The organism is Nocardia citri (assembly GCF_054065835.1).
In genome coordinates, this window is record NZ_JBSUQM010000001.1 from 641,719 (window position 1) to 660,602 (window position 18,884).

Here is an 18,884-nt window from a genome sequence, read left to right on the forward strand (position 1 = left end):
TGTCAGTCCGGTGGCGGCCAGTTGAGCAGAGTGTCGATATATAGCTGACGAACGGCTTCGACGTTGTCGTCCATGTCGTGCGAGTTCCAGTCGCTGACATCGAGCGGAGGGAGGATGGCCACGTCGACGGTGCCCTTGCGGGCGATTATCGAGTTGCGCCAGTTGATTTCGCCCGCATTGCGGATCACCACCGGGATCACCGGGACTCCGGCCTGAATCGCGATATGGAAGGCGCCCTTCTTGAATGGCCCGACGCCCGGCGTATACGACCGCGTACCTTCGGGAGCGATCGCGATCGATAGCCCACCGCGCAGCGTCTGCACTACCGGCGCCAGCGCCGCCTTCGCCCGCGTGGTGTTCGCACGATCGATGAAGGTGACCCCGACGAACCGCATCAGCGGACCGAAAATCGGGTTCTTCGTCAGTTCCTTCTTCCCGATACCGGTGACCCCGCCTTCGAGCACCTTGGGCAGGATGATCACGTCGAACTGGCTCTGATGGTTGAACAGGAATACGGCGGGTCTCGGGGCGTGGGCGTTTTCCGCACCGCTGACGCGTAGTCGGATACCGGTCGCGCTGAGCGCCGCACCGGTTCCGTAGTCCATCAGCGCATCGGCCATCTTCCGCCGCTGACACGTATACGACTTGCTCAGCACTCCGAACAACGCGCCGGCCAGTAGTCCGGCGAATCCGGCGACGGTGCGCAGATATTCGGTCGGGCGCGGCGGTTGGCGCGGGCGGAACATCACTACCGGCCAGTTCTCTTCGGCGGCTGTGGAATCGAGCTTGTCATCGGGATTCACCGTCACCGGATGCCCGGCCAGTGAGAGCAGTGGCAGATCGGCGATGCTATCCGCGTAGACGTAGCAGCGGGTGATATCCAGCCCCCGCGCCGCGGCGAATTCGCGAACCGCATCGGCCTTGCCATTGCGCCACAGGGTTTTTCCGTCCGTGAAACCGGTGAGCACACCATCGGTCGTCGCCATCCGGGTATACAGCACATGTTCGATACCGAGTGCGGCCGCGGCGGGTTCGACCTGGAATCGGGTCAGTGCGGTCGCGAGTAGCACAGTGTGTCCGGCGGCCTCGTGGGTGCGGATCAGCTGCCACGCTTCGGGATACAGGTGCCCGTAGATCTGCTGCCGGAATAGTCGCGTGCCCAACTCGTCCAATTCGGCTTCCGGCTGACCGGCCAGTGTCCGCATGGCCTGCTGGACGAACCGGCCGTATTCGCCATCGGTGAGTCCGTCACGGATGCTGCCGAGCAGCGTGCTTGCGACGATTCCGCCCTTGTCGCGCCGCAACGTCCGCCGCCACAGCGATGGTCGCTCGAAGCCAGCCGCAACGGCGGCGAAGTCGAAGACCGCGGCGACCTCCGGCCCCTGCGGCCCCGATCGGATGGCGGCGATCGCCGCCGCGAGATCCGTCGGGACCGCGGGGCGCTGTTCGGCCATCAGGCCCCTCGCACGGGCATATTGGACGGATCGAGCGCGGCCGCCTGTGAGATCCGGGTGGCGATGGTGCGCAGCTGGTCAGCGAATTCGATTCTGCGTCGGGTCAATTCGGCCCTGCGCTTGGCGGAGTCACGACTGACGCGGGTCAACAGACCATGGTTGTCGGCGAGTTCGATCGCGCTGGAGAACAATTCGGTGGAGACCGATTCCGGACTGTGCAGTCGCTGCTGCAGCAGCATCTGCTTACCGGCCGCGACGCATTCTTCGATGAACTCCCTGCGATCGATCTCCTCGGCGCTGTCGCGGGCCGCCAGCCGCTCGGCCACCACCAACTGTGCGTCGACGAACGGACGCAGCGTTCGATGCGCCATCATGAATCCGGATGCGGTGAGTTTGTGCAGAATATCTTCGCCGAGGGTGTCTGCTGCGGTGTGCTGGTACCAATCCGGGTCCACCAGTAGCATTTCCGCGGTCAGCTGCGCCGAGAACTCGGCCCGCTCCGGAAAGAAGAATTCGAACTTCAGTAGATCGCGCATCCGGAAGGCCTCGTCCCAGCCCGCGCGCAGCTGATCCGGTGCCTGCATCTCCAATGCGCACAGAATGGACAATTCGAGGATGGCGCGATTGATGAACCAGTGCACCGCGCTATTGCGATAGAACGCGGCCTCCAGATGCGCACCCGATTCGATCGAGTACACCGGTTCCAGCCCACCGCGATACACCGTCACGACCTTGGCCAGCGACAACTGCTCGAGCACCACCGCGAGGCTCGACTCATCACGCAACGCGGCCAACTCGCCGCGCGGCAAATCGCGCTTCTCGATATACCGCAGCACGGGGGCGAGCACGGTGCGCACCTCACCGAGGGTGAGCGCACGCTCGTGCACACCCAGTAGCGCCAGGGTGACCAGGGCGTTGACCGTGATGGGGGTCACCGCATTGATACCGACGGCGACCTCGAAGGCCAACCGCTGCACAGCCTTTCGCTCCAGCTCGGTGACCTCGGCCGACGCGGTGACATTGCTCGGTTCGGTTTCCTCCGGTTCGGTGCGGTGCAGCGGAATGATCGTCGGCGCCGGGGTGAGCGGATCCCCGTATGCGGCAAGGCGGTCGCGCGCCGACAGCGGTTCACCGAAGCGCACATAGACATGTCCGGCCGAATGCTGTTGGCTGCGTATATAACGCGCCAGCCAGGCTAGCCCCTCCGGCTTCTTCTTTCCGCCGACCTGTTCGGTGGCGATGGCGCCCAGTTCGTTGAGCCGCTCATAGGTGATCGAGACCGGGACGAGCATGACATCGTCGATCCGATTCGAACGGACAGCGGCGGCAAGGTAATTCAGCAATCCGTAGCGCGGCGCGCGCAGCTTGCCGGTGCGGGTGCGGCCACCCTCGAAGTACCACTCCATATTGAATCGCTTCGCCAGCAGATAGGCGAAGTACTCCTCGACCGCCGCCTTGTAGACCTCGTCGTCACCGAAGCTGCGGCGGATGAAGACTGTGCCGGTGCGCCGGGCGATCGGACCCATCGGCCAGAAGCTCAGATTGGCGCCGCCGATCACATGATTCGGTGGAAAGTCATTGCGGGCCAGCACATCACCGAGCACGAACGCATCGACATACGAGCGGTGCGAGGGCAGGAAGACCAGCGGATGGCTCCGGTTCAACGCGCGCAGCCGGCCCAGGCCGGAGTCATCGGAGTCGACCTTCCAGGTCGAGGCGTGGACGGGGCGCATCGCCTGGGTGAACAGATCCGAGACCAGCCTGCTTTGCGCGGCGACGAGTTCGTTCAGCGCCTTCTCCGCCCGCCGGTACACCTCGTGCGGACTCGTCCCGTGCTGATCGGCGATGAGTTCGAGCCTGCGCAGAAAGTCGGGGGAGTCGAGGATCTCCTCGGCCACCAGCCGCGGCACCTTGTAGCGGTCCCCGATGACGGAACGTTCGGCGCGTTCCAGGGCGACGACCGCGGCGCGTACGATGGCGCGAGCGAAGGGCTCGGCGGAGCCTTTCATGAGCAGCGCCGCGGCTTCAGGGTTGTTGGCGCGCAACTCGCTGAGCAGGGCCGGTTGCCCGGTGAGCACCACATGGCGGTCCGATTTGGCGACCAAACGGCGTTGCGCGAGTCGGTTCGGCTTGCGCGGATTGGTCAGTAGGGCCATGTCGGCGAAGGTGATGCGGCGGACCCCGTCGCGCTCCGGCGGCAGCCACAACACTCGGATCGGTACCACCAGTGGGTCGTCGTGTCGCCCGACCAGCCGATCGCCGATCGCGCCCGCATCCAGATCCAATTGGGTGATGGGCGCGTCGACGCCGAGTTCGTGTTTGATGCCGTCATCGGCCAGCCAAGCGCCGACGAGTTCGCGTTCCACGCCGGAGCCCGCATCGATCAGTGCCACCACCGAACCGGGTGCCGCTATTCGTGTCGAAGCGGGGGAATCCCCGAGATGATCGATCATGGCTCCACCGTCCTTTCTCGACAGGCCGCCGCGACTGCCGATCCCCCTATTCAAGCCCGCCAGTGCATTCCGCGCAGGAACTCGGCCGGGCGAGTTGGGAATCGGGCGTCGACACGGCGTTTGCGATCGCGGTCGATCGCGCTGGCGAACTAGGCTGCGCGCATGGATTGGGCGTTACGCGCGTGCGGCTGGCACGGCCATTACACCTATGCGCCGGACGAACAGGATCTGGCGCAGCGGCTGCAGGTTCAGACCGTGGCCGGTATCGCGTGGCGGTGTCTGCGCTGCGGCACTTTCGTACCCGGCGAACCGGTCGGGTCCGGGCCCGCCGACCATGCTCCGGAGGTGCCGCGCGGGCGACTGCTGCGGGACCGCTGGCTGATGCGGGCGTTGGCGATCGAGCGTTTGGTGCGCTGCCTGCTCTTGGTGGTCGCCGCGTTCGCCGTCTTCAAATTCCGGTCCTCGCGCGAGGATATGCGGGCGGTCTTCGACGAGGAACTGCCGCTGCTGCGACCGCTGGCCGATCAGATCGGCTGGGATATCGACCGATCCAAGATCGTGCATCTGATCGATGACGCGTTCTCGCTGTCGAATACGACCCTGCTGTGGGTAGCGGTCGGCGTCCTCGCCTATGCGGCACTGCAGGCGATCGAGGCGGTGGGTCTGTGGTTGGTGAAGCGCTGGGGTGAGTACTTCGCGGTGGTCGCGACCAGCATTTTCCTGCCGTTGGAGATCTACGAGCTGACCGAGAAGATCACTGTGCTGCGCATCGGCGCGCTGCTGATCAATATCGCCGCGGTGGTGTGGCTGGTCTACAGCAAACGGTTGTTCGGAGTGCGCGGCGGCGGAGCCGCGTATCACGCGGAGCACAGCTCGGAGAGTTTGTTGAGCGTCGAGCGGTCGGCGCTCGCGGTGCCTGCGGAGTAACCGTTTTCTGTGGTATCGGGCACGGCAGGGATCATAAAAGGTAATGCTAACCTTACTTTCGATAAAGTTAGGTCAGCATAACTTGGAGGATCGTTGTCGACCACGGAACGCTTGCGCGTTGAGTATGTGACCGATCCGGCGGCAGCGATGTCCCTACTGGCGGCCGCCGAGCGCTTCGGCGAATACGTGATGTACGAACGACCCGGCGAATGGGTATTCGCGGCAGATCCGCTCGGCAGCGTCGAACTCGACGCGAACGAACTGCGGGTTTCCTGGGACGGGCGCGGCACCGCGACGACCTGGGCGGGGAGCCCGGCTCGCGTCATCGACAACGCGCTCGCCACGCTGCCGCTCGGCGGGCGGCAGGTCTATGGCTGGATCGGATTCGAATTCTGCGCATGGGCATTGGATGCGACGCGGCATCTGGATCCGCGAACCGCACTGGCCCATCTGATGATTCCGCGCATCGAGGTGCGGTTCGGCGAATTCGGCATCCGGATTTCCGGCGCGACACCGGCCGAAGCCGCCGACATCTACGAGCTCATCGCCGCCTCACAGGATACCGAACTGCCGCAGGCGCATCCGATCGATGTGCGCTTGGATCCGACCGGATATCGCGACCGGGTCGCCGATGCGGTCGCGGAAATCCGTTCCGGCCGTTATCAGAAGGTCATCCTGTCCAGGAAGGTCGATGTGCCATTCGCGGTGGATGTGCCTGCCAGCTATCGGCTCGGCCGCGCCAACAACACCCCTGCGCGTTCGTTCCTGCTTCGCCTCGGTGGAGTCGAGGCGGCCGGATTCAGTCCCGAGCTGGTCGCCTCGGTCGACGAGAATCGGGTGGTCACCACGGAGCCGCTGGCCGGAACGCGCGCCTTCGGACTCGGCGAGGCGATCGATGCGGCGGCTCGGGCCGACCTCGTCACCGATCCCAAAGAGATCGTGGAGCACGCGATTTCCGTGCAGACCTCTTTTGCCGAGATCACCGAGGTGGCCGATCCCGGCACGCCCGTGGTCTCCGATTTCATGGCGGTGCGAGAACGTGGCAGCGTGCAGCATCTGGCCTCAACGGTGCGTGGGCGGCTGGCGGCGGACCGGTCCAGCTGGGACGCGCTGGAGGTTTTGTTCCCGTCGGTAACCGCATCCGGTATTCCGAAGCGGGACGGCGTCGATTCGGTGTTCCGTCTCGACGGTGCACCGCGCGGCCTGTATTCCGGTGCCGTGGTGACGATCGCCCCCAGCGGTGCGATGGAGGCGACGCTGGTGCTGCGCGCGGTCTATCAGACCACCGAGGGTGCTTGGCTGCGCGCGGGTGCGGGCATCGTCGGGCAGTCGCGGCCGGAACGGGAATTCGAGGAGACCTGCGAAAAGCTGGGCAGTGTTGCGCCTTACCTGGTCCGTGCAGCCGTCCCCCGTAGTGAGTAGTCTGCCTACCTTCGCCCCGCGCACGCGGGATGATCTGCGCACCCATCACGACGGGCCGGCGCTCCGAATCAACTGTTGGGGCAACCCGGTTATTCGGGGTTCGGATCGTGGGTGGCGGGATCGGACTCGCGCCACCCACGATCGTTCGGTCAGCCGTGGCTGGCGCGCAGGGCCCTCTTATCGATCTTGCCGACGGCGGTGATCGGGAGTTCGTCGGCCGGGCGAAGCAGGTCCGGGAGTTTGTAGGTGGCCAGGCCGCGATCGGTGAGGAAGGTTTTGAGCTGCGCCAAGGTGGGCATCTCGCCGTCGACGACCAAGACGGCGCAGACCTTTTCACCCAGTGCGGCGTCGGGGAGGCCGACCGCGGCGGCATGCCGGACCGACGAGTAAGCGAGCAGATGTTCCTCGAGCTCATCGCAGGAGATGTTCTCGCCGCCGCGATTGATGACGTCCTTGATGCGGCCCGAGACGATCAGATGGCCACTCGGCAGGCGGCGCACGAGATCGCCGGAGCGGTAGTAGCCGTCGGGGGTGAAGGCGCGGACGTTGTGTTCGGGGGCTCGGTAGTAGCCGCGGATTGTGTAGGGGCCTTTGGTGAGTAGTTCGCCCTCTGCGCCAGGGGCGACATCATTGCCGCCGGCATCCACCACTCGCACCTCGTCGGCGGGTGAGAGCGGGCGGCCCTGGGTGGTGCACACGATATCGTCGGTGTCGTCGAGGCGGGTGTAGTTGAGCAGGCCCTCGGCCATACCGAAGACCTGTTGCAGCCGCACGCCCAATGCGGGCGCCACCTCGCGCGCATTCACCTCGGCCAGTCGCGCGCCGCCGACCTGGAGCAGCCGTAGTGCGCCGAGATCGGCGTCCTCCCATTCGGTTGCCGCGCACCAGAGCTGGGCCAGCGGCGGCACGACCGCAGTGACGGTGACGCGATGCCGTTCGATCGCGGCGAAAGCGCTCTCCGGACTCGGGTCCGTGATGAAGGTGACGGCCGCGCCGACCGATACGGTGCCCAAGATGCCGGGGCAGGCCAGTGGGAAGTTGTGTGCGGCGGGCAGCGTCGCGAGATAGACATCGTCCTCGGTCAGCCCGCAGACCTCGGCGCTCGCGGTGGCGGTGTAGACGTAGTCGTCGTGAGTGCGCGCGATGAGCTTCGGCAGGCCGGTGGTACCGCCGGAGACCAGCATCAGCGCGATATCGCTCGGGTCGATTTCGGGAAGTGAACCACCGTCGCGGGGAATCGAATTCAGATCGGTGAAGGGCCCCGGATCGCCGAGTACGAGAACGTGGCGCAGGGTGGGTACCGCCGAATGGACGCTTGCGGCCAGTTCGCGGTAGTCGAAGTCGCCGAACCGGTCGGCCACGATGTAGGCGACCGCCTCGGAAAGTCCGGCCAGATGCTCGATTTCGGCGCGGCGATGGGCGGGCAGGGTCAACACCGGAATGATTCCGGCGCGCAGCAATCCGAACAGGACCGTCAGGAACTGCGGAACATTCGGCAGTTGTACGACCACCCGATCGCCCGGCTCGATGCCGAGTGCGAGCAGTCCATGCGCCATCCGGTCGGCCTCGGCATCCACCCACGCGTAGCTGCGCGCGCTGTCGGCATCGAGCAGTGCGGTGCGGTCCGGGTGCCGGGTCGCGGTTGCGCGCAGCAGCTCGCCCAGTAGGCGGCCGGTCCAGAATCCGGCCGCGCGATAGGCGGTGGCGTCGGCGGTCGGGAAGGGGACGTAGCCGTCGCGATGGGTGGGCGAGGTGGATGTCGAACTCACGGGCGCCTCACAAGGTCTATTTCATGATTAGGGTCCCATAACATAGGTTAGGCAACCCTACGTCAATGCGATAGGCTACCGACGAGCAGTCTCGATCCGCCGGACGTGGCGGAGACCAAGGAGTGACAGCGCCAGATGGAGCCAGCACAGCGACCGGGGGACGGGGCGGGGACGACGATCGGTCGGGAGGAAATTCGCGCGGCGATCGCGCAGCAGCTCGATGTATCGGTCGAGTCGATCGCCGACGGCGATGATCTGATCCAGCTCGGACTGGACTCCATTCGCACCATGAAATTGGCGGGCGGCTGGCGCAAACGCGGGCTGGAGATCACCTTCGCGCAGTTGGCGGCGGCGCCGTCGGTCGCGCAATGGTCGCGTTTGCTCGGTGTCGACGAGTCCGCCGCGGCGGCTGCGCAGGTCGAAGCCGTTGCCGAAAACGTAGATTCCGAAGACGAATTCGCGCCGTTCCCGCTCGGGTCGATGCAGCACGCCTATTGGATCGGTCGCTGCGAGGAACAGCACCTCGGTGGTGTCGCCGCGCACCTGTATGCCGAATTCGACGGTACCGAAGTCGATCCCGAGCGATTGGCGCGGGCGGTCACGGATCTGGTCGCGGTGCATCCGATGCTGCGCACCAGGTTTCTCCCCGACGGCACGCAGCAGACCATCCACACTCTCGGCCGTCCGGTGTTCTCGGTTGTCGATCTACGTGCGCACACCCCGGCAGCGGCCGAGTCCGAACTGCAGCGGTTGCGCGACAGCAAGACTCATCAGCGACTGTCCATCGAGGAGGGCCAGGTACTCGATGTGACGCTCAGTCTGCTCGCCGACGGCCGCACCCGGCTGCATCTGGATGTCGACATGATCGCGGGTGACGCGATGAGCTATCGCGTGCTCGTCGCCGACCTCGCCGAGCTCTATCACGGTGGCACGGTGCCGCCGCAGGGCTACAGCTATCGCCGCTATCGCACCGAGCGCACCGTGGATGCCGCCGCCAGGGAACGCGATAAGCGGTGGTGGCGCGATCGGCTGCCGCAGCTGCCCGGTGCGCCGGAGCTGCCGACCATTCCGGTCAGCGAACGTGCCGAACCGCATCGGACCGTGCGCTACAACCACTGGCTGGCGCCGCAAGCCAAGCAGCGGCTGCTCGCCGCCGCGCGTGCCCGCGCCATCACACCGGCGATGGCACTGGCCGCGGTGTTCGCCGAGACCATCGGCGGCTGGTCGACGCAGAGTCGCTTCCTGCTGAATGTGCCGCTGTTCCACCGGGAGCCGGTGCATCCGGATATCGACCGGGTGATCGGCGATTTCACCTCCTCGATCGTGTTGGAGGTGGATGTCACCGAGAATGTGACGGTCACCGAGCGCGCCAGGGCACTGCAGCGCGCGATGCACGAATGTGCTGCGCACACCGCGTATTCCGGGCTGGAGGTGCTGCGCGATCTGGGCAGACATCGCGGCGAGCCGGTGCTCGCGCCGATCGTCTACACCAGCGCGCTCAACCTGGGGGAGCTGTTCGCCACATCGGTCACCGAGACCTTCGGCGAGCCGGTCTGGATCATCTCGCAGGGCCCGCAGGTGCTGTTGGACGCACAGGTCACCGAGGTGCGCGGCGGGCTGCTGCTCAATTGGGACGTGCGCGAATCCGCATTCCCGGCGGGCATGATCGACGCCATGTTCGCCGGCTACACCGCGGCGATCGGCAGGCTGGGCGCGGGCGAGGGGGGCTGGAGCGCGCAAGCCGCGGTGCACCTGCCGGCCGCTCAGGCCGCCGTGCGCGCCGCGGTGAACGCGACCGACGGACCGGTCTCCGGACGGGCGCTGCACGAGGGTTTCTTCGACCATGCCCGCAGCACGCCGGACGCGCCGGCGGTGCTGTGGCGCGGCGACGGCGACGATGGTGGCTGGAGCTACGGTGAGCTTGCCGCGCAAGCGCTTTCGGTCGCGGCCGCGCTGCGCGAGATCGGGGTGCGGGCGGGTGACACCGTCGCGGTGCAGCTGCCGAAGGGGCCGGATCAGATCCTCGCCGTACTCGGTGTGCTCGCGGCGGGTGCGGCCTATGTGCCGATCGGTTTCGATCAGCCGGTCGGGCGACGGGCGGAGATCCTGCGCACCGGTGACGTGGTCGCCGCGCTGACCGTCGACGGTGCCGATATGGGCCGCCCGGAGATCACCTGCCTGCCGCTGTCGGCGGTGCGCACCCATCCGAATCCGTTGGTCGAGCCGGTGATTCCGGATCCGGAGTCGATCGCCTATGTGCTGTTCACCTCCGGCTCCACCGGTGTGCCCAAGGGCGTCGACGTGCCGCATCGCGGTGCGATGAACACCATCGATGCGGTGAACGCGTGGTTCGAGGTGGGCCCGGGCGACCGGGTTCTGGGACTGTCCGCGCTGGAGTTCGACGCCTCCGTCTACGACATGTTCGGCATGTTCGCCGTCGGCGGTTCGGTGGTCGCGCTCTCGGCCGCACAGCGCGAGGAGGCCACCAGCTGGGTGGAACTGCTGACCCGGTACCGGGTTTCGATCCTCAACTGCGTGCCGAGCATGCTCGATATGATCCTGGAAATCGGCGCCGGCCACCTGGGCGATTCACTGCGCGCGGTCACCCTCGGCGGCGACTGGGTCGGTGCGGAGCTGGCGCGGCGGCTGGCCAGGCAGGTGCCTGGGTGCCGGTTCGCCGGTTTGGGCGGTGCCACCGAAACCTCCATCCACAACACGATTTGCGAGGTCGCCGATCCGCCCGAGCATTGGGCCACCGTCCCGTTCGGCGTGCCGCTGCGCAATGTGCGCTGCCGCGTGGTGAATTCGGCGGGGCGCGACTGCCCGGACTGGGTCCCGGGTGAATTGTGGGTCGGCGGTGCGAATGTCGCGGCCGGCTATCGCAACGATCTGGAGCGCACCGCGCAAAGATTCGTCGCCCATGACGATCTGCGCTGGTACCGCACCGGTGATATGGCGCGCTACTGGCCCGACGGCACCATCGAATTCCTCGGTCGCGCCGACCATCAGGTCCAGATCCGCGGCTACCGGGTGGAATTGGGCGAGGTCGAAAGCGGACTGCGTACCGCGCCGGGCGTGCGGCACGCGGTGGCGGCCGTTGTCGGCAAGGGTGCGCCGAAGCTGGTGGCGGCGGTCTCCGGTGCGGTCCGCGCCGCCGAGGAGATCGTCGCCGCGGTGCGTGATCTGTTGCCCGGCTACATGATTCCCACCCGCATCGAGATCCTCGAGCAGCTGCCGCTGACCGATAACGGCAAGCTGGATCGCCGCGCCGTCGTGGCACTGCTGGAGCCCGATGCGGCCGAAGCGGTGGACGCCCGTCCGCGTACGTCGCTGGAAGCCGCGCTGGCCACCATCGTCGCCGAGGTGCTCGGTGTCGAACGTATCGGCGCGCACGACGACTTCTTCGGTGCGGGCGGTGACTCGGTGCTGGCTACCACGGCCGTCGCCAGGATCCGGGAATGGCTGGCGGTCGAGCACGCGCTGGTCGCCGACCTGCTGGTCGGCCGGTCGGTGGCCGGGTTGGCGGGGCGGCTGGTCGAGCGGGAAACCGAGCGGGGTACACCCGATCGCCTGGACGCCGTCGCCGAGCTGTACCTGGAGGTGGCGGCGATGACCGACGAGCAGATCCTCGCCCAGGCGTGAGCCGTGCGCACTAGACTTGGCGGACATGAGCCATTGGGATACCTCGAACATCCCCGATCAGAGTGGCCGCACGATCATCGTCACCGGCGCGAACAGCGGCCTGGGGGCGGTGGCGGCGCGTGCGCTGGCCGGGGCGGGTGCGCAGGTGGTCCTGGCCTGTCGGAATGTGGCCAAGGGCGAGAAAGTGGCAGGGGAGATCGGGGCGCGGGCCGAGGTGCGCGAACTCGATCTCGCGGATCTGGCCTCGGTGCGCGCGTTCGCCGATGCGGTGGACCGGGCCGACGTACTGATCAATAACGCGGGCGTGATGGCGCTGCCGGAGCAGCGCACCGCCGATGGTTTCGAAATGCAGGTCGGCACAAACCATCTCGGTCACTTCGCACTGACCGGGTTACTGCTGGACAAGATTTCGGACCGGGTGGTCACCGTCTCCAGCGGCGCGCATCGGGTCGGCAAGATCGATCTGGACGATCTGAACTGGGAGTACCGCAAGTATCAGCGCTGGCCCGCCTACGGTCAGGCGAAGTTGGCCAACCTGATGTTCGCCTACGAACTGCAGCGCAGGCTGACCGCGGCGGGTTCGTCGAAGATTTCGGTGGCCGCCCATCCCGGTTATGCCGCAACCGAACTGCAATCGCATACCGAATCCATCCAGGACGCGGTCATGGCGTTGGCCAACCGCCTGCTGGCGCAGAGCGCCGAAATGGGTGCGCTGCCCGAGATCTTCGCGGCGACCGAACAGGTCGAGCCGGGCGCGTTCTACGGTCCGACCGGATGGGCCGGCATGCGCGGCTACCCGGGACGCTCCGGTTCCAGCGCTGCATCCAAGGATGAACAGGTCGCGCGCGGCCTGTGGGAGCTGTCGGAGAAGCTGACCGGCGTCACCTACACCTTCGGCGAGTAGCCGAATCGGTTGCGGCGCTGGGTGACTCGAGGCGTGCCATATTGTGTGATGTGGGTCACGTCCAGAATTGTCACACTGGGGTGGGTCGCGTCGTCGTCTCTGTGAACCCAACCGAATGGAAAGGCACAGATCATGGAACAGCGCTTCAACCTCTACGAAAACCCCATCGCCGGCAGCTACGTCAAGCGCCTCGTCACCGCGGGCAAGGTCGTCGACGGATCCTCCCTGCCCAAGGCCACCTACGAGCTGGTCAAGATCCGCGCCAGCCAGATCAACGGCTGCGGCATGTGCGTCGATATGCACACCAAGGATGCCGCGCACGCGGGCGAGACCTCTGTGCGACTCAACCTGGTCGCCGCCTGGCACGAGGCCACCGTGTTCACCGAGGCCGAGCGTGCCGCCCTCGCCATCACCGAAGAGGCCACGCGCATCGGTGACGGCCGCGGCGTCAGCGACGAGACCTGGGACCAGGTGCGCAAGCACTACGATGACGATCAGATCGCGGCCCTCATCGCGGCCATCGCCACAATCAACGCCTGGAACCGGCTGAACGTGATCGTCCGCACCCCGGCTGGTGGATACGTCCCTGGTCAGCTGGGCTGATAGCAGCGCTCTTCGCGCCATCCCAACTCTGGCGGAGCACTGTTCGGCGAGCGGCCCGTCTCGCGTCCGAGTCGTCGAAGCGTATGCGCCGCAGGCGCGAGTCTCGACGGCTCGGACGCGAGACAGAAGCGGGCCGCGAACACGCCGCGCCGACGGTGCGGCCAAATTACAGCGCCAAATTACCGCCCTGGTACAGTCAGCGGCGTGCAGCGCGTCTATTTCTGGTTTAGCAAGCCGGCCCCGGGTGGGTCGGTCTGCGGCAACCACATGCGCTGACCTCTCCACCCCGAGCCGGATGATGACCGGCTCGACGGGTTTCACGTCCGTGGGTCGGCCGCGAAGTAAAGGAACCCACCAACGATGACTACCGCAGCCGACATCGACGCGCGGCATTCCGATCTGGACGATCAGCGCACCCTGAGTGTGAGCCCGTTGCGCTCACCGGCCGAGGTGCGCCAGGTACACCCGATCACCGATCCGCTGGCCGACGTGGTTCGAGCCGGTCGTAAAGCGACCGCCGATGTGCTGAACGGTGTCGACGATCGCCTGATGGTGATCGTCGGACCGTGTTCGGTCCACGATCCGGCCGCCGCGCTGGATTACGCCCGTCGCCTCGCCGGCAAGGCCGCTGAACTAGACGATCGGCTCCATGTCGTGATGCGGGTCTACTTCGAGAAGCCGCGCACCACCCTGGGCTGGAAGGGGCTGATCAACGATCCGCATCTGGACGGCTCCTTCGACGTCAATACCGGCCTGGGCATCGGCCGCAAGGTACTGGTCGATATCACCGCGCTCGGTCTGCCGGTGGCCTGTGAATTCCTCGACCCGATCACCCCGCAGTACATCGCGGACCTGGTCTCCTACGGCGCCATCGGTGCGCGCACCGCGGCCAGTCAGGTGCACCGCCAGCTCAGCAGCGCGCTGTCCATGCCGGTCGGCATCAAGAACGGCACCGACGGCGACGTGCAGGTGGCCGTCGACGGTGTACGGGCCGCCGCGGCCAGTCACGTATTCCCGGGCACCGACCTGGACGGCCGCTCGGCGCTGATCCGCACCACCGGAAATCCGGACTGCCATGTCATCCTGCGTGGCGGCACCACCGGCCCGAATTACGATGCCGCCTCGGTCCGCGAGGCCTGTCTCCGGTTGGAGAAGGCATCGCTGCCGCAGCGGATCGTGGTGGACGCCAGCCACGGCAACAGCAATAAGGATCACAACAAGCAGGTCGATGTGGTCAGCGATATCGCGGCCCGGTTGGCCGCGGGTGAGCCGGGCGTGGTCGGTGTGATGCTGGAGAGCTTCCTCGTCGCGGGCCGTCAGGATCTGACTCTTGGGCGCGCCGACGCATTGACCTACGGCCAGTCCATCACCGATGCCTGCATCGATTGGGAGACCACGGCCGCCCAACTCGATCGCCTCGCCGGCGCGGTGCGGCAGCGCCGCGAACGCTGAGTCCCGAGCCTGTCGCCCCGGTGTAAGCCGGGGCGCGGCTACGGATTTCGGCGTGGTCTCGCGACGACGGCGAGGATGTGGCCGGAGCAGACGGTGGCACCGGCGAACCGCCCCTGATCCGGCAGGTCCGCATGCCCGACGGCGCGCTATATCTCGCTACCCGGCGCTGAATACCTCGGGCGGCCAATCCGAAGCCGGGCCGGGCGGATCCGTCGCCAGCCGTCCGGCCAGCCAGGTATCGCGGCGGGAGCCGCGCTGCGTGGAGCCGAGTCGCGCCGTGCCCTCGTAGTGAAAACCGTTGCGGCGGACCACCGCGGCCGAGGCGTAATTGCCGACGAAAGCGCGCCAGTTGATCCGGCTCAGCCCCAATCCGGCTGGCTGGAAACCGAATTCGCACACCAGCGCGACAGCACGCGACATCAGCCCGCGGCCGCGTTCCGCGGAAGTCAACCAGAAGCCGATCTCCGACGCCGATTCGTCGCGCGCGTTGAGATCTATCATGCCGACCACCGGACCGTCGGCACGCGTCCGCAGCGCCCAGATCGGACTGCGGGTGGCCCAGCCCGGTGCGACCATGTCGTCGAGGAAGGATTCGGCATTGTTCCGGCGGTACGGCACTGGAATCGTCACCCACTCGGCAATGCTGGGCTCTTGGCAGCACTCGACGATATCGTCGATATCGGCCTCGGTCGGCCGCGTCAACCAGATGGTCGTGTCGGATAGCGGATGATCCTCCATAGGAGCATGGTGTCATGTGACCGGCTGGTCGGAGCCTTCGGCGCGGAACGTAGAGTCAGCTCAATGGTTGCCGCTCTCCTCGCCGACTTGTTCGAATCGCATCGGGTGCATCTGCTCTCGGTCGCATACCGGCTGACGGGCAGTGCGGGCGCCGCCGAGGACGCGGTGCAGGAGAGCTGGCTGCGGCTGGCCGGTGCGCACCAATCCGAGATCGAGGATCTGCGGGGCTGGCTGACCACGGTGGTCGGCCGAATCTGCCTGGACCGCTTGCGTGGTGCCGCGGTGCGCCGGGAAAACTATGTCGGGCAGTGGCTTCCCGAGCCGGTCGTTACCGGTATCACGCCATCGACCATGCCGGATCCGCTGGAGGCGGTGGTCCGCAAACAGGAATGCAGCCTTGCCGCCATGGTGGTGCTGGAGAGCCTGACGCCGCCGCAGCGGGTGGCATTCGTACTGCACGACGGGCTTTCGGTGCCGTTCGACGAGATCGCGGAAATCCTCGGCATGTCGGTGGATGCGGCGCGGCAACTGGCGGTGCGGGCCAGGAAATCGGTCGGGCAGGCACCGCCGCCCGTTTCCGATGGCGAGCACGCGGCCGCGGTGCGCAAGTTCGTCGACGCGCTGTCGGCCGGTGATTTCGGCGCGATAACCGCGGCGCTGCACCCGGATTCGGTGCTGATCGGCGATGCCAATGGCACCACGTCCACTGCGATCAATATCATCGCGGGTGCGGACGAGGTCGCCCGTTTCTTCGTCGGGCTGATGCGCGAGTACGGTTTGGACGGCCTTTCGGAGCCGACACGGGAATTCGAATTCGCCACGGTCAATGGGCAATTAGGTTTGGTCGTGCACCGGGTCGGCCCCGGTTACGGGCGGCTCGATGGGGTGCCCCGCGTGGTCGGATTCGCGGTTCGCGACGGGTTGGTCTGGGGTACCTACGATCTCGCTAATCCGGAAAAGCTGTCCCACGTCCGCCTGGGGTGAGCCGGTGCCCGGCTGTGCCTTCGTCGCCAGGCTCGACACCGCCGAACGGCTACGGCGTGGACGAGCCCAGGAACCAGTCCCCGGCCCGATGCCGCTATTGCTGGTCGATGAGGCGTTGAACCAATCGCCGGTGGAGGGCCCGAAGCCGACGATGAGGTCGAGTGCGATATTTCGCGGGAACCCAGGCCGTTGCGGCGACCTGTGATGCGGCCGGCGGCAGGAGCAGGCCATAAACGCGCCCCGTTCGCGATACCGTCGCAGGTCGGTGGTTTATGAGCTGGAACACAGCATGGCTATTCGTCGTCGGGAAAATGTAGGGCCGGGCAGGTCGCGACCCCAAACCAAAAGCGAAATATAGCCATTAGCTATCGGTTGGCAACAATAGCGTTTGCTGGGCTACTCTCCGAATATGCCCCCGCAACCCGCGACCGTCGCCCGCCTGCGCCCCTTTGCCTCCACGATCTTCGCGGAGATGACCGAATTAGCCGTCCGGCACGAGGCGATCAACCTGGGTCAGGGCTTTCCGGATACCGACGGCCCCGCGGGCATGCTCGAGGTCGCGCGCCAGGCCATTGCCGACGGGCTGAACCAGTACCCGCCCGGCCGCGGTATGCCGGTGCTGCGGCGCGCCATCGCGGCCGACCGGGCCCGTCGCTACGGTACCGACCACGATCCGGACACCGAGGTCCTGGTCACCGTCGGTGCGACGGAGGCGATCAGCGCCGCCGTGCTCGGTCTGGTGGAGCCCGGACAGGAGGTCGTGCTGATCGAGCCCTACTACGATTCCTATGCGGCAGCGGTCGCCCTGGCCGGAGCGCGCCGGCGCACGGCCCATCTCGTCGCCGACGGCGACCGCTTCGTACTCGATCTGGACAGCCTGCGCGCCGCCATCACACCCGCGACCAGGATGCTGATCGTCAATTCACCACACAATCCGACCGGCACCGTACTCGACCGCGCCGATCTGACCGCGATCGCCGAAATCGCTTGTGAACATGACCTGTTGGTGCTCACCGACGAGGTATACGAGCACCTCGTCTACGACGGCAACGAGCACATCAGCCTCGCCACCCTGCCCGGTATGGCCGAGCGCACCGTCGTGGTGTCCAGCGCGGCAAAGACTTTCAGTGTCACCGGTTGGAAGACCGGCTGGGCACTCGGTCCGGCCGAACTCATCGACGGTGTGCTGGCGGCCAAACAGTTTCTGACCTTCGTGGCCGGCGGGCCGTTCCAACCGGCCGTCGCGCACGCGCTGAACAATGAACTCGGCTGGGTTGCCGGACTGCGAGACGCGCTGTCGGACAAGCGACTCCGGCTCACCGCTGCGCTGAAGGACACCGGTTTCGGTGTGAAGGAGAGCGCGGGTGGCTATTTCATCTGCGCGGATATCACGCCGATGGGTGCGACCGACGGCTTGGCCTTCTGCCGGGAGCTCCCGGGTCGCCTCGGCGTCGCGGCCGTGCCGATCAGTGTCTTCGCCGATCATGCCGAGGCGTGGAATCACCTGGTGCGCTTCACATTCTGCAAGCGAGACGAAACCCTCGACGAGGGCGTGCACCGACTCCGGGCGGGGGTTCGAGTCTAGGCGCGGCCTTGCCGACGCCGAACCACTCTCCGACGTGCTGTGCGGTATTCACCGCGGAATCGACATGCGCCGTGCGCACACGATCACATACCCCGCGGCTGCTGGGATCAGGCCGCCATCGGCCGCGCACGGTCGGTCGCGAGCAGTACCGCGATGCCGCCGAGCAGCGTGCCCATGCCGTAACGCTGGACCCGGAGCCACAGTGGCCGACCGGTCAGGAAGGCGGCGATCGCGCCCGCTCCGAGCACGATCACTGTGTTCACTGTCAATGCCACCGCGATCTGCACCATCCCGAGGCACAGACTCTGCAACCACACCCGGCCGTGCGCGGGCACGACGAACTGCGGAATCAACGCCATGTACATGATCGCGATCTTCGGGTTCAGCAGATTGGTGACCAATCCCATGCAGAACAATCGCCGTGTCGGATCCGCGGGCAACTCGGCGGGCGCGAACACCGAGGTTGCGCCGGGTCGCACCGCCTGCCAGGCCAACCACAACAGATATCCGGCACCCGCCAGCTTCACTGCCAGGTAGAGGCCGGGCACGACGGCGAACACCGCGGTGATACCCGCCGTTGCCGCCGCCAGATAGACCCCGAACCCCGCCGCGACGCCGCCGAGCGACACCAATCCGGCCCGCCGTCCCTGCGTAACGCTGCGCGACACCAGATACATCATGTTCGGTCCCGGTGTGAGCACCATGCCCAACGCGGCCGCCGCCACACCCAGAATCGCCGCAGTCTCGATCATGCGTCCGATGTTCGCGCACCCGCCCCGGACCCGTCTCGGTCCAGTTGATCGGCGGTGGACCGACCAGGTCCGCGTGTCCGGATTCAGCTGAGAACGGGCGGTCACTACATTCGCCCGGAACAAAACAGGCCGCTCGCACGCTGTATGTGCGAAGCCGACGCGAGCTACGCCCGTCGGGCCGACCAGTGCCGCATCCGAT

General features: G+C 66.5%; 13 protein-coding genes. 8 read left to right on the forward strand and 5 right to left on the reverse strand.

The features are described 5' to 3' along the window. Positions 1-2 precede the first annotated feature (2 nt). Together ACW2Q0_RS03075 and ACW2Q0_RS03080 are read right to left on the reverse strand one after the other, a co-directional pair. A complete protein-coding gene (locus ACW2Q0_RS03075) occupies positions 3-1,454 on the reverse strand; it encodes an HAD-IB family hydrolase (protein ID WP_457185794.1) in 1,452 nt (483 codons plus the stop codon). Continuing rightward, positions 1,454-3,907 (reverse strand): glycerol-3-phosphate 1-O-acyltransferase, encoded by a 2,454-nt coding sequence (locus ACW2Q0_RS03080; RefSeq protein ID WP_457185796.1) that lies wholly within the window; start codon positions 3,905-3,907, stop codon positions 1,454-1,456. Before ACW2Q0_RS03080 ends, ACW2Q0_RS03075 begins: the two co-directional genes overlap by 1 nt. A gap of 162 nt (positions 3,908-4,069) precedes the next feature. Between ACW2Q0_RS03080 and ACW2Q0_RS03085 the strand changes: the two genes are divergently transcribed. Together ACW2Q0_RS03085 and ACW2Q0_RS03090 are read left to right on the forward strand one after the other, a co-directional pair. Continuing rightward, positions 4,070-4,834, forward strand: coding sequence for a DUF2127 domain-containing protein (locus ACW2Q0_RS03085; RefSeq protein WP_457185798.1), 765 nt, complete (start codon positions 4,070-4,072; stop codon positions 4,832-4,834). Between the two features lie 93 nt (positions 4,835-4,927). Next, on the forward strand, positions 4,928-6,256 hold the full coding sequence (locus ACW2Q0_RS03090; protein WP_457185800.1) for a salicylate synthase: 1,329 nt from the start codon (positions 4,928-4,930) through the stop codon (positions 6,254-6,256). 149 nt (positions 6,257-6,405) lie between these two features. Here the strand turns inward: ACW2Q0_RS03090 and ACW2Q0_RS03095 are convergent, their stop codons facing one another. Continuing rightward, the gene (locus ACW2Q0_RS03095) at positions 6,406-8,025 is read right to left on the reverse strand and encodes a (2,3-dihydroxybenzoyl)adenylate synthase (protein ID WP_457185802.1); all 1,620 of its coding nucleotides are present in this window, start codon (positions 8,023-8,025) and stop codon (positions 6,406-6,408) included. Between the two features lie 135 nt (positions 8,026-8,160). Between ACW2Q0_RS03095 and ACW2Q0_RS03100 the strand changes: the two genes are divergently transcribed. From ACW2Q0_RS03100 to ACW2Q0_RS03115, 4 genes are all read left to right on the forward strand, one after another. Next, complete coding sequence (locus ACW2Q0_RS03100; protein WP_457185804.1) at positions 8,161-11,667, forward strand: non-ribosomal peptide synthetase; 3,507 nt, start codon at positions 8,161-8,163, stop codon at positions 11,665-11,667. Between the two features lie 25 nt (positions 11,668-11,692). After that, complete coding sequence (locus ACW2Q0_RS03105; protein WP_457185806.1) at positions 11,693-12,571, forward strand: oxidoreductase; 879 nt, start codon at positions 11,693-11,695, stop codon at positions 12,569-12,571. A 132-nt stretch (positions 12,572-12,703) separates the two neighbouring features. Beyond that, positions 12,704-13,174, forward strand: a complete 471-nt coding sequence (locus ACW2Q0_RS03110) for a carboxymuconolactone decarboxylase family protein (RefSeq protein WP_457185808.1) — start codon at positions 12,704-12,706, stop codon at positions 13,172-13,174. 360 nt (positions 13,175-13,534) lie between these two features. Next, positions 13,535-14,626 carry a 3-deoxy-7-phosphoheptulonate synthase gene (locus tag ACW2Q0_RS03115; RefSeq protein ID WP_457185810.1) on the forward strand — a complete coding sequence of 364 codons (1,092 nt, stop codon included), beginning with the start codon at positions 13,535-13,537 and terminating at the stop codon, positions 14,624-14,626. A 156-nt stretch (positions 14,627-14,782) separates the two neighbouring features. Here ACW2Q0_RS03115 and ACW2Q0_RS03120 read toward each other — a convergent pair whose 3' ends face one another. Beyond that, entirely contained in the window at positions 14,783-15,364 is a 582-nt protein-coding gene (locus ACW2Q0_RS03120) for a GNAT family N-acetyltransferase (RefSeq protein ID WP_457185812.1), read from the reverse strand. 63 nt (positions 15,365-15,427) lie between these two features. Between ACW2Q0_RS03120 and ACW2Q0_RS03125 the strand changes: the two genes are divergently transcribed. Then, a complete protein-coding gene (locus ACW2Q0_RS03125; RefSeq protein ID WP_457185814.1) occupies positions 15,428-16,348 on the forward strand; it encodes a sigma-70 family RNA polymerase sigma factor in 921 nt (306 codons plus the stop codon). Between the two features lie 409 nt (positions 16,349-16,757). Beyond that, positions 16,758-17,933 (forward strand): pyridoxal phosphate-dependent aminotransferase, encoded by a 1,176-nt coding sequence (locus tag ACW2Q0_RS03130; RefSeq protein ID WP_457185816.1) that lies wholly within the window; start codon positions 16,758-16,760, stop codon positions 17,931-17,933. Between the two features lie 107 nt (positions 17,934-18,040). Here ACW2Q0_RS03130 and ACW2Q0_RS03135 read toward each other — a convergent pair whose 3' ends face one another. Then, positions 18,041-18,685 (reverse strand): LysE family translocator, encoded by a 645-nt coding sequence (locus ACW2Q0_RS03135; RefSeq protein WP_457185818.1) that lies wholly within the window; start codon positions 18,683-18,685, stop codon positions 18,041-18,043. Positions 18,686-18,884: the final 199 nt, after the last annotated feature.

Coding starts and splice junctions, on each gene's coding strand:
- ACW2Q0_RS03075 (WP_457185794.1), bottom strand. CDS start 1,454: ATGGCCGAACAGCGCCCCGCGGTCCCGACGGATCTCGCGGCGGCGATC.
- ACW2Q0_RS03080 (WP_457185796.1), bottom strand. CDS start 3,907: ATGATCGATCATCTCGGGGATTCCCCCGCTTCGACACGAATAGCGGCA.
- ACW2Q0_RS03085 (WP_457185798.1), top strand. CDS start 4,070: ATGGATTGGGCGTTACGCGCGTGCGGCTGGCACGGCCATTACACCTAT.
- ACW2Q0_RS03100 (WP_457185804.1), top strand. CDS start 8,161: ATGGAGCCAGCACAGCGACCGGGGGACGGGGCGGGGACGACGATCGGT.
- ACW2Q0_RS03105 (WP_457185806.1), top strand. CDS start 11,693: ATGAGCCATTGGGATACCTCGAACATCCCCGATCAGAGTGGCCGCACG.
- ACW2Q0_RS03110 (WP_457185808.1), top strand. CDS start 12,704: ATGGAACAGCGCTTCAACCTCTACGAAAACCCCATCGCCGGCAGCTAC.
- ACW2Q0_RS03115 (WP_457185810.1), top strand. CDS start 13,535: ATGACTACCGCAGCCGACATCGACGCGCGGCATTCCGATCTGGACGAT.
- ACW2Q0_RS03120 (WP_457185812.1), bottom strand. CDS start 15,364: ATGGAGGATCATCCGCTATCCGACACGACCATCTGGTTGACGCGGCCG.
- ACW2Q0_RS03125 (WP_457185814.1), top strand. CDS start 15,428: ATGGTTGCCGCTCTCCTCGCCGACTTGTTCGAATCGCATCGGGTGCAT.
- ACW2Q0_RS03130 (WP_457185816.1), top strand. CDS start 16,758: ATGCCCCCGCAACCCGCGACCGTCGCCCGCCTGCGCCCCTTTGCCTCC.
- ACW2Q0_RS03135 (WP_457185818.1), bottom strand. CDS start 18,685: ATGATCGAGACTGCGGCGATTCTGGGTGTGGCGGCGGCCGCGTTGGGC.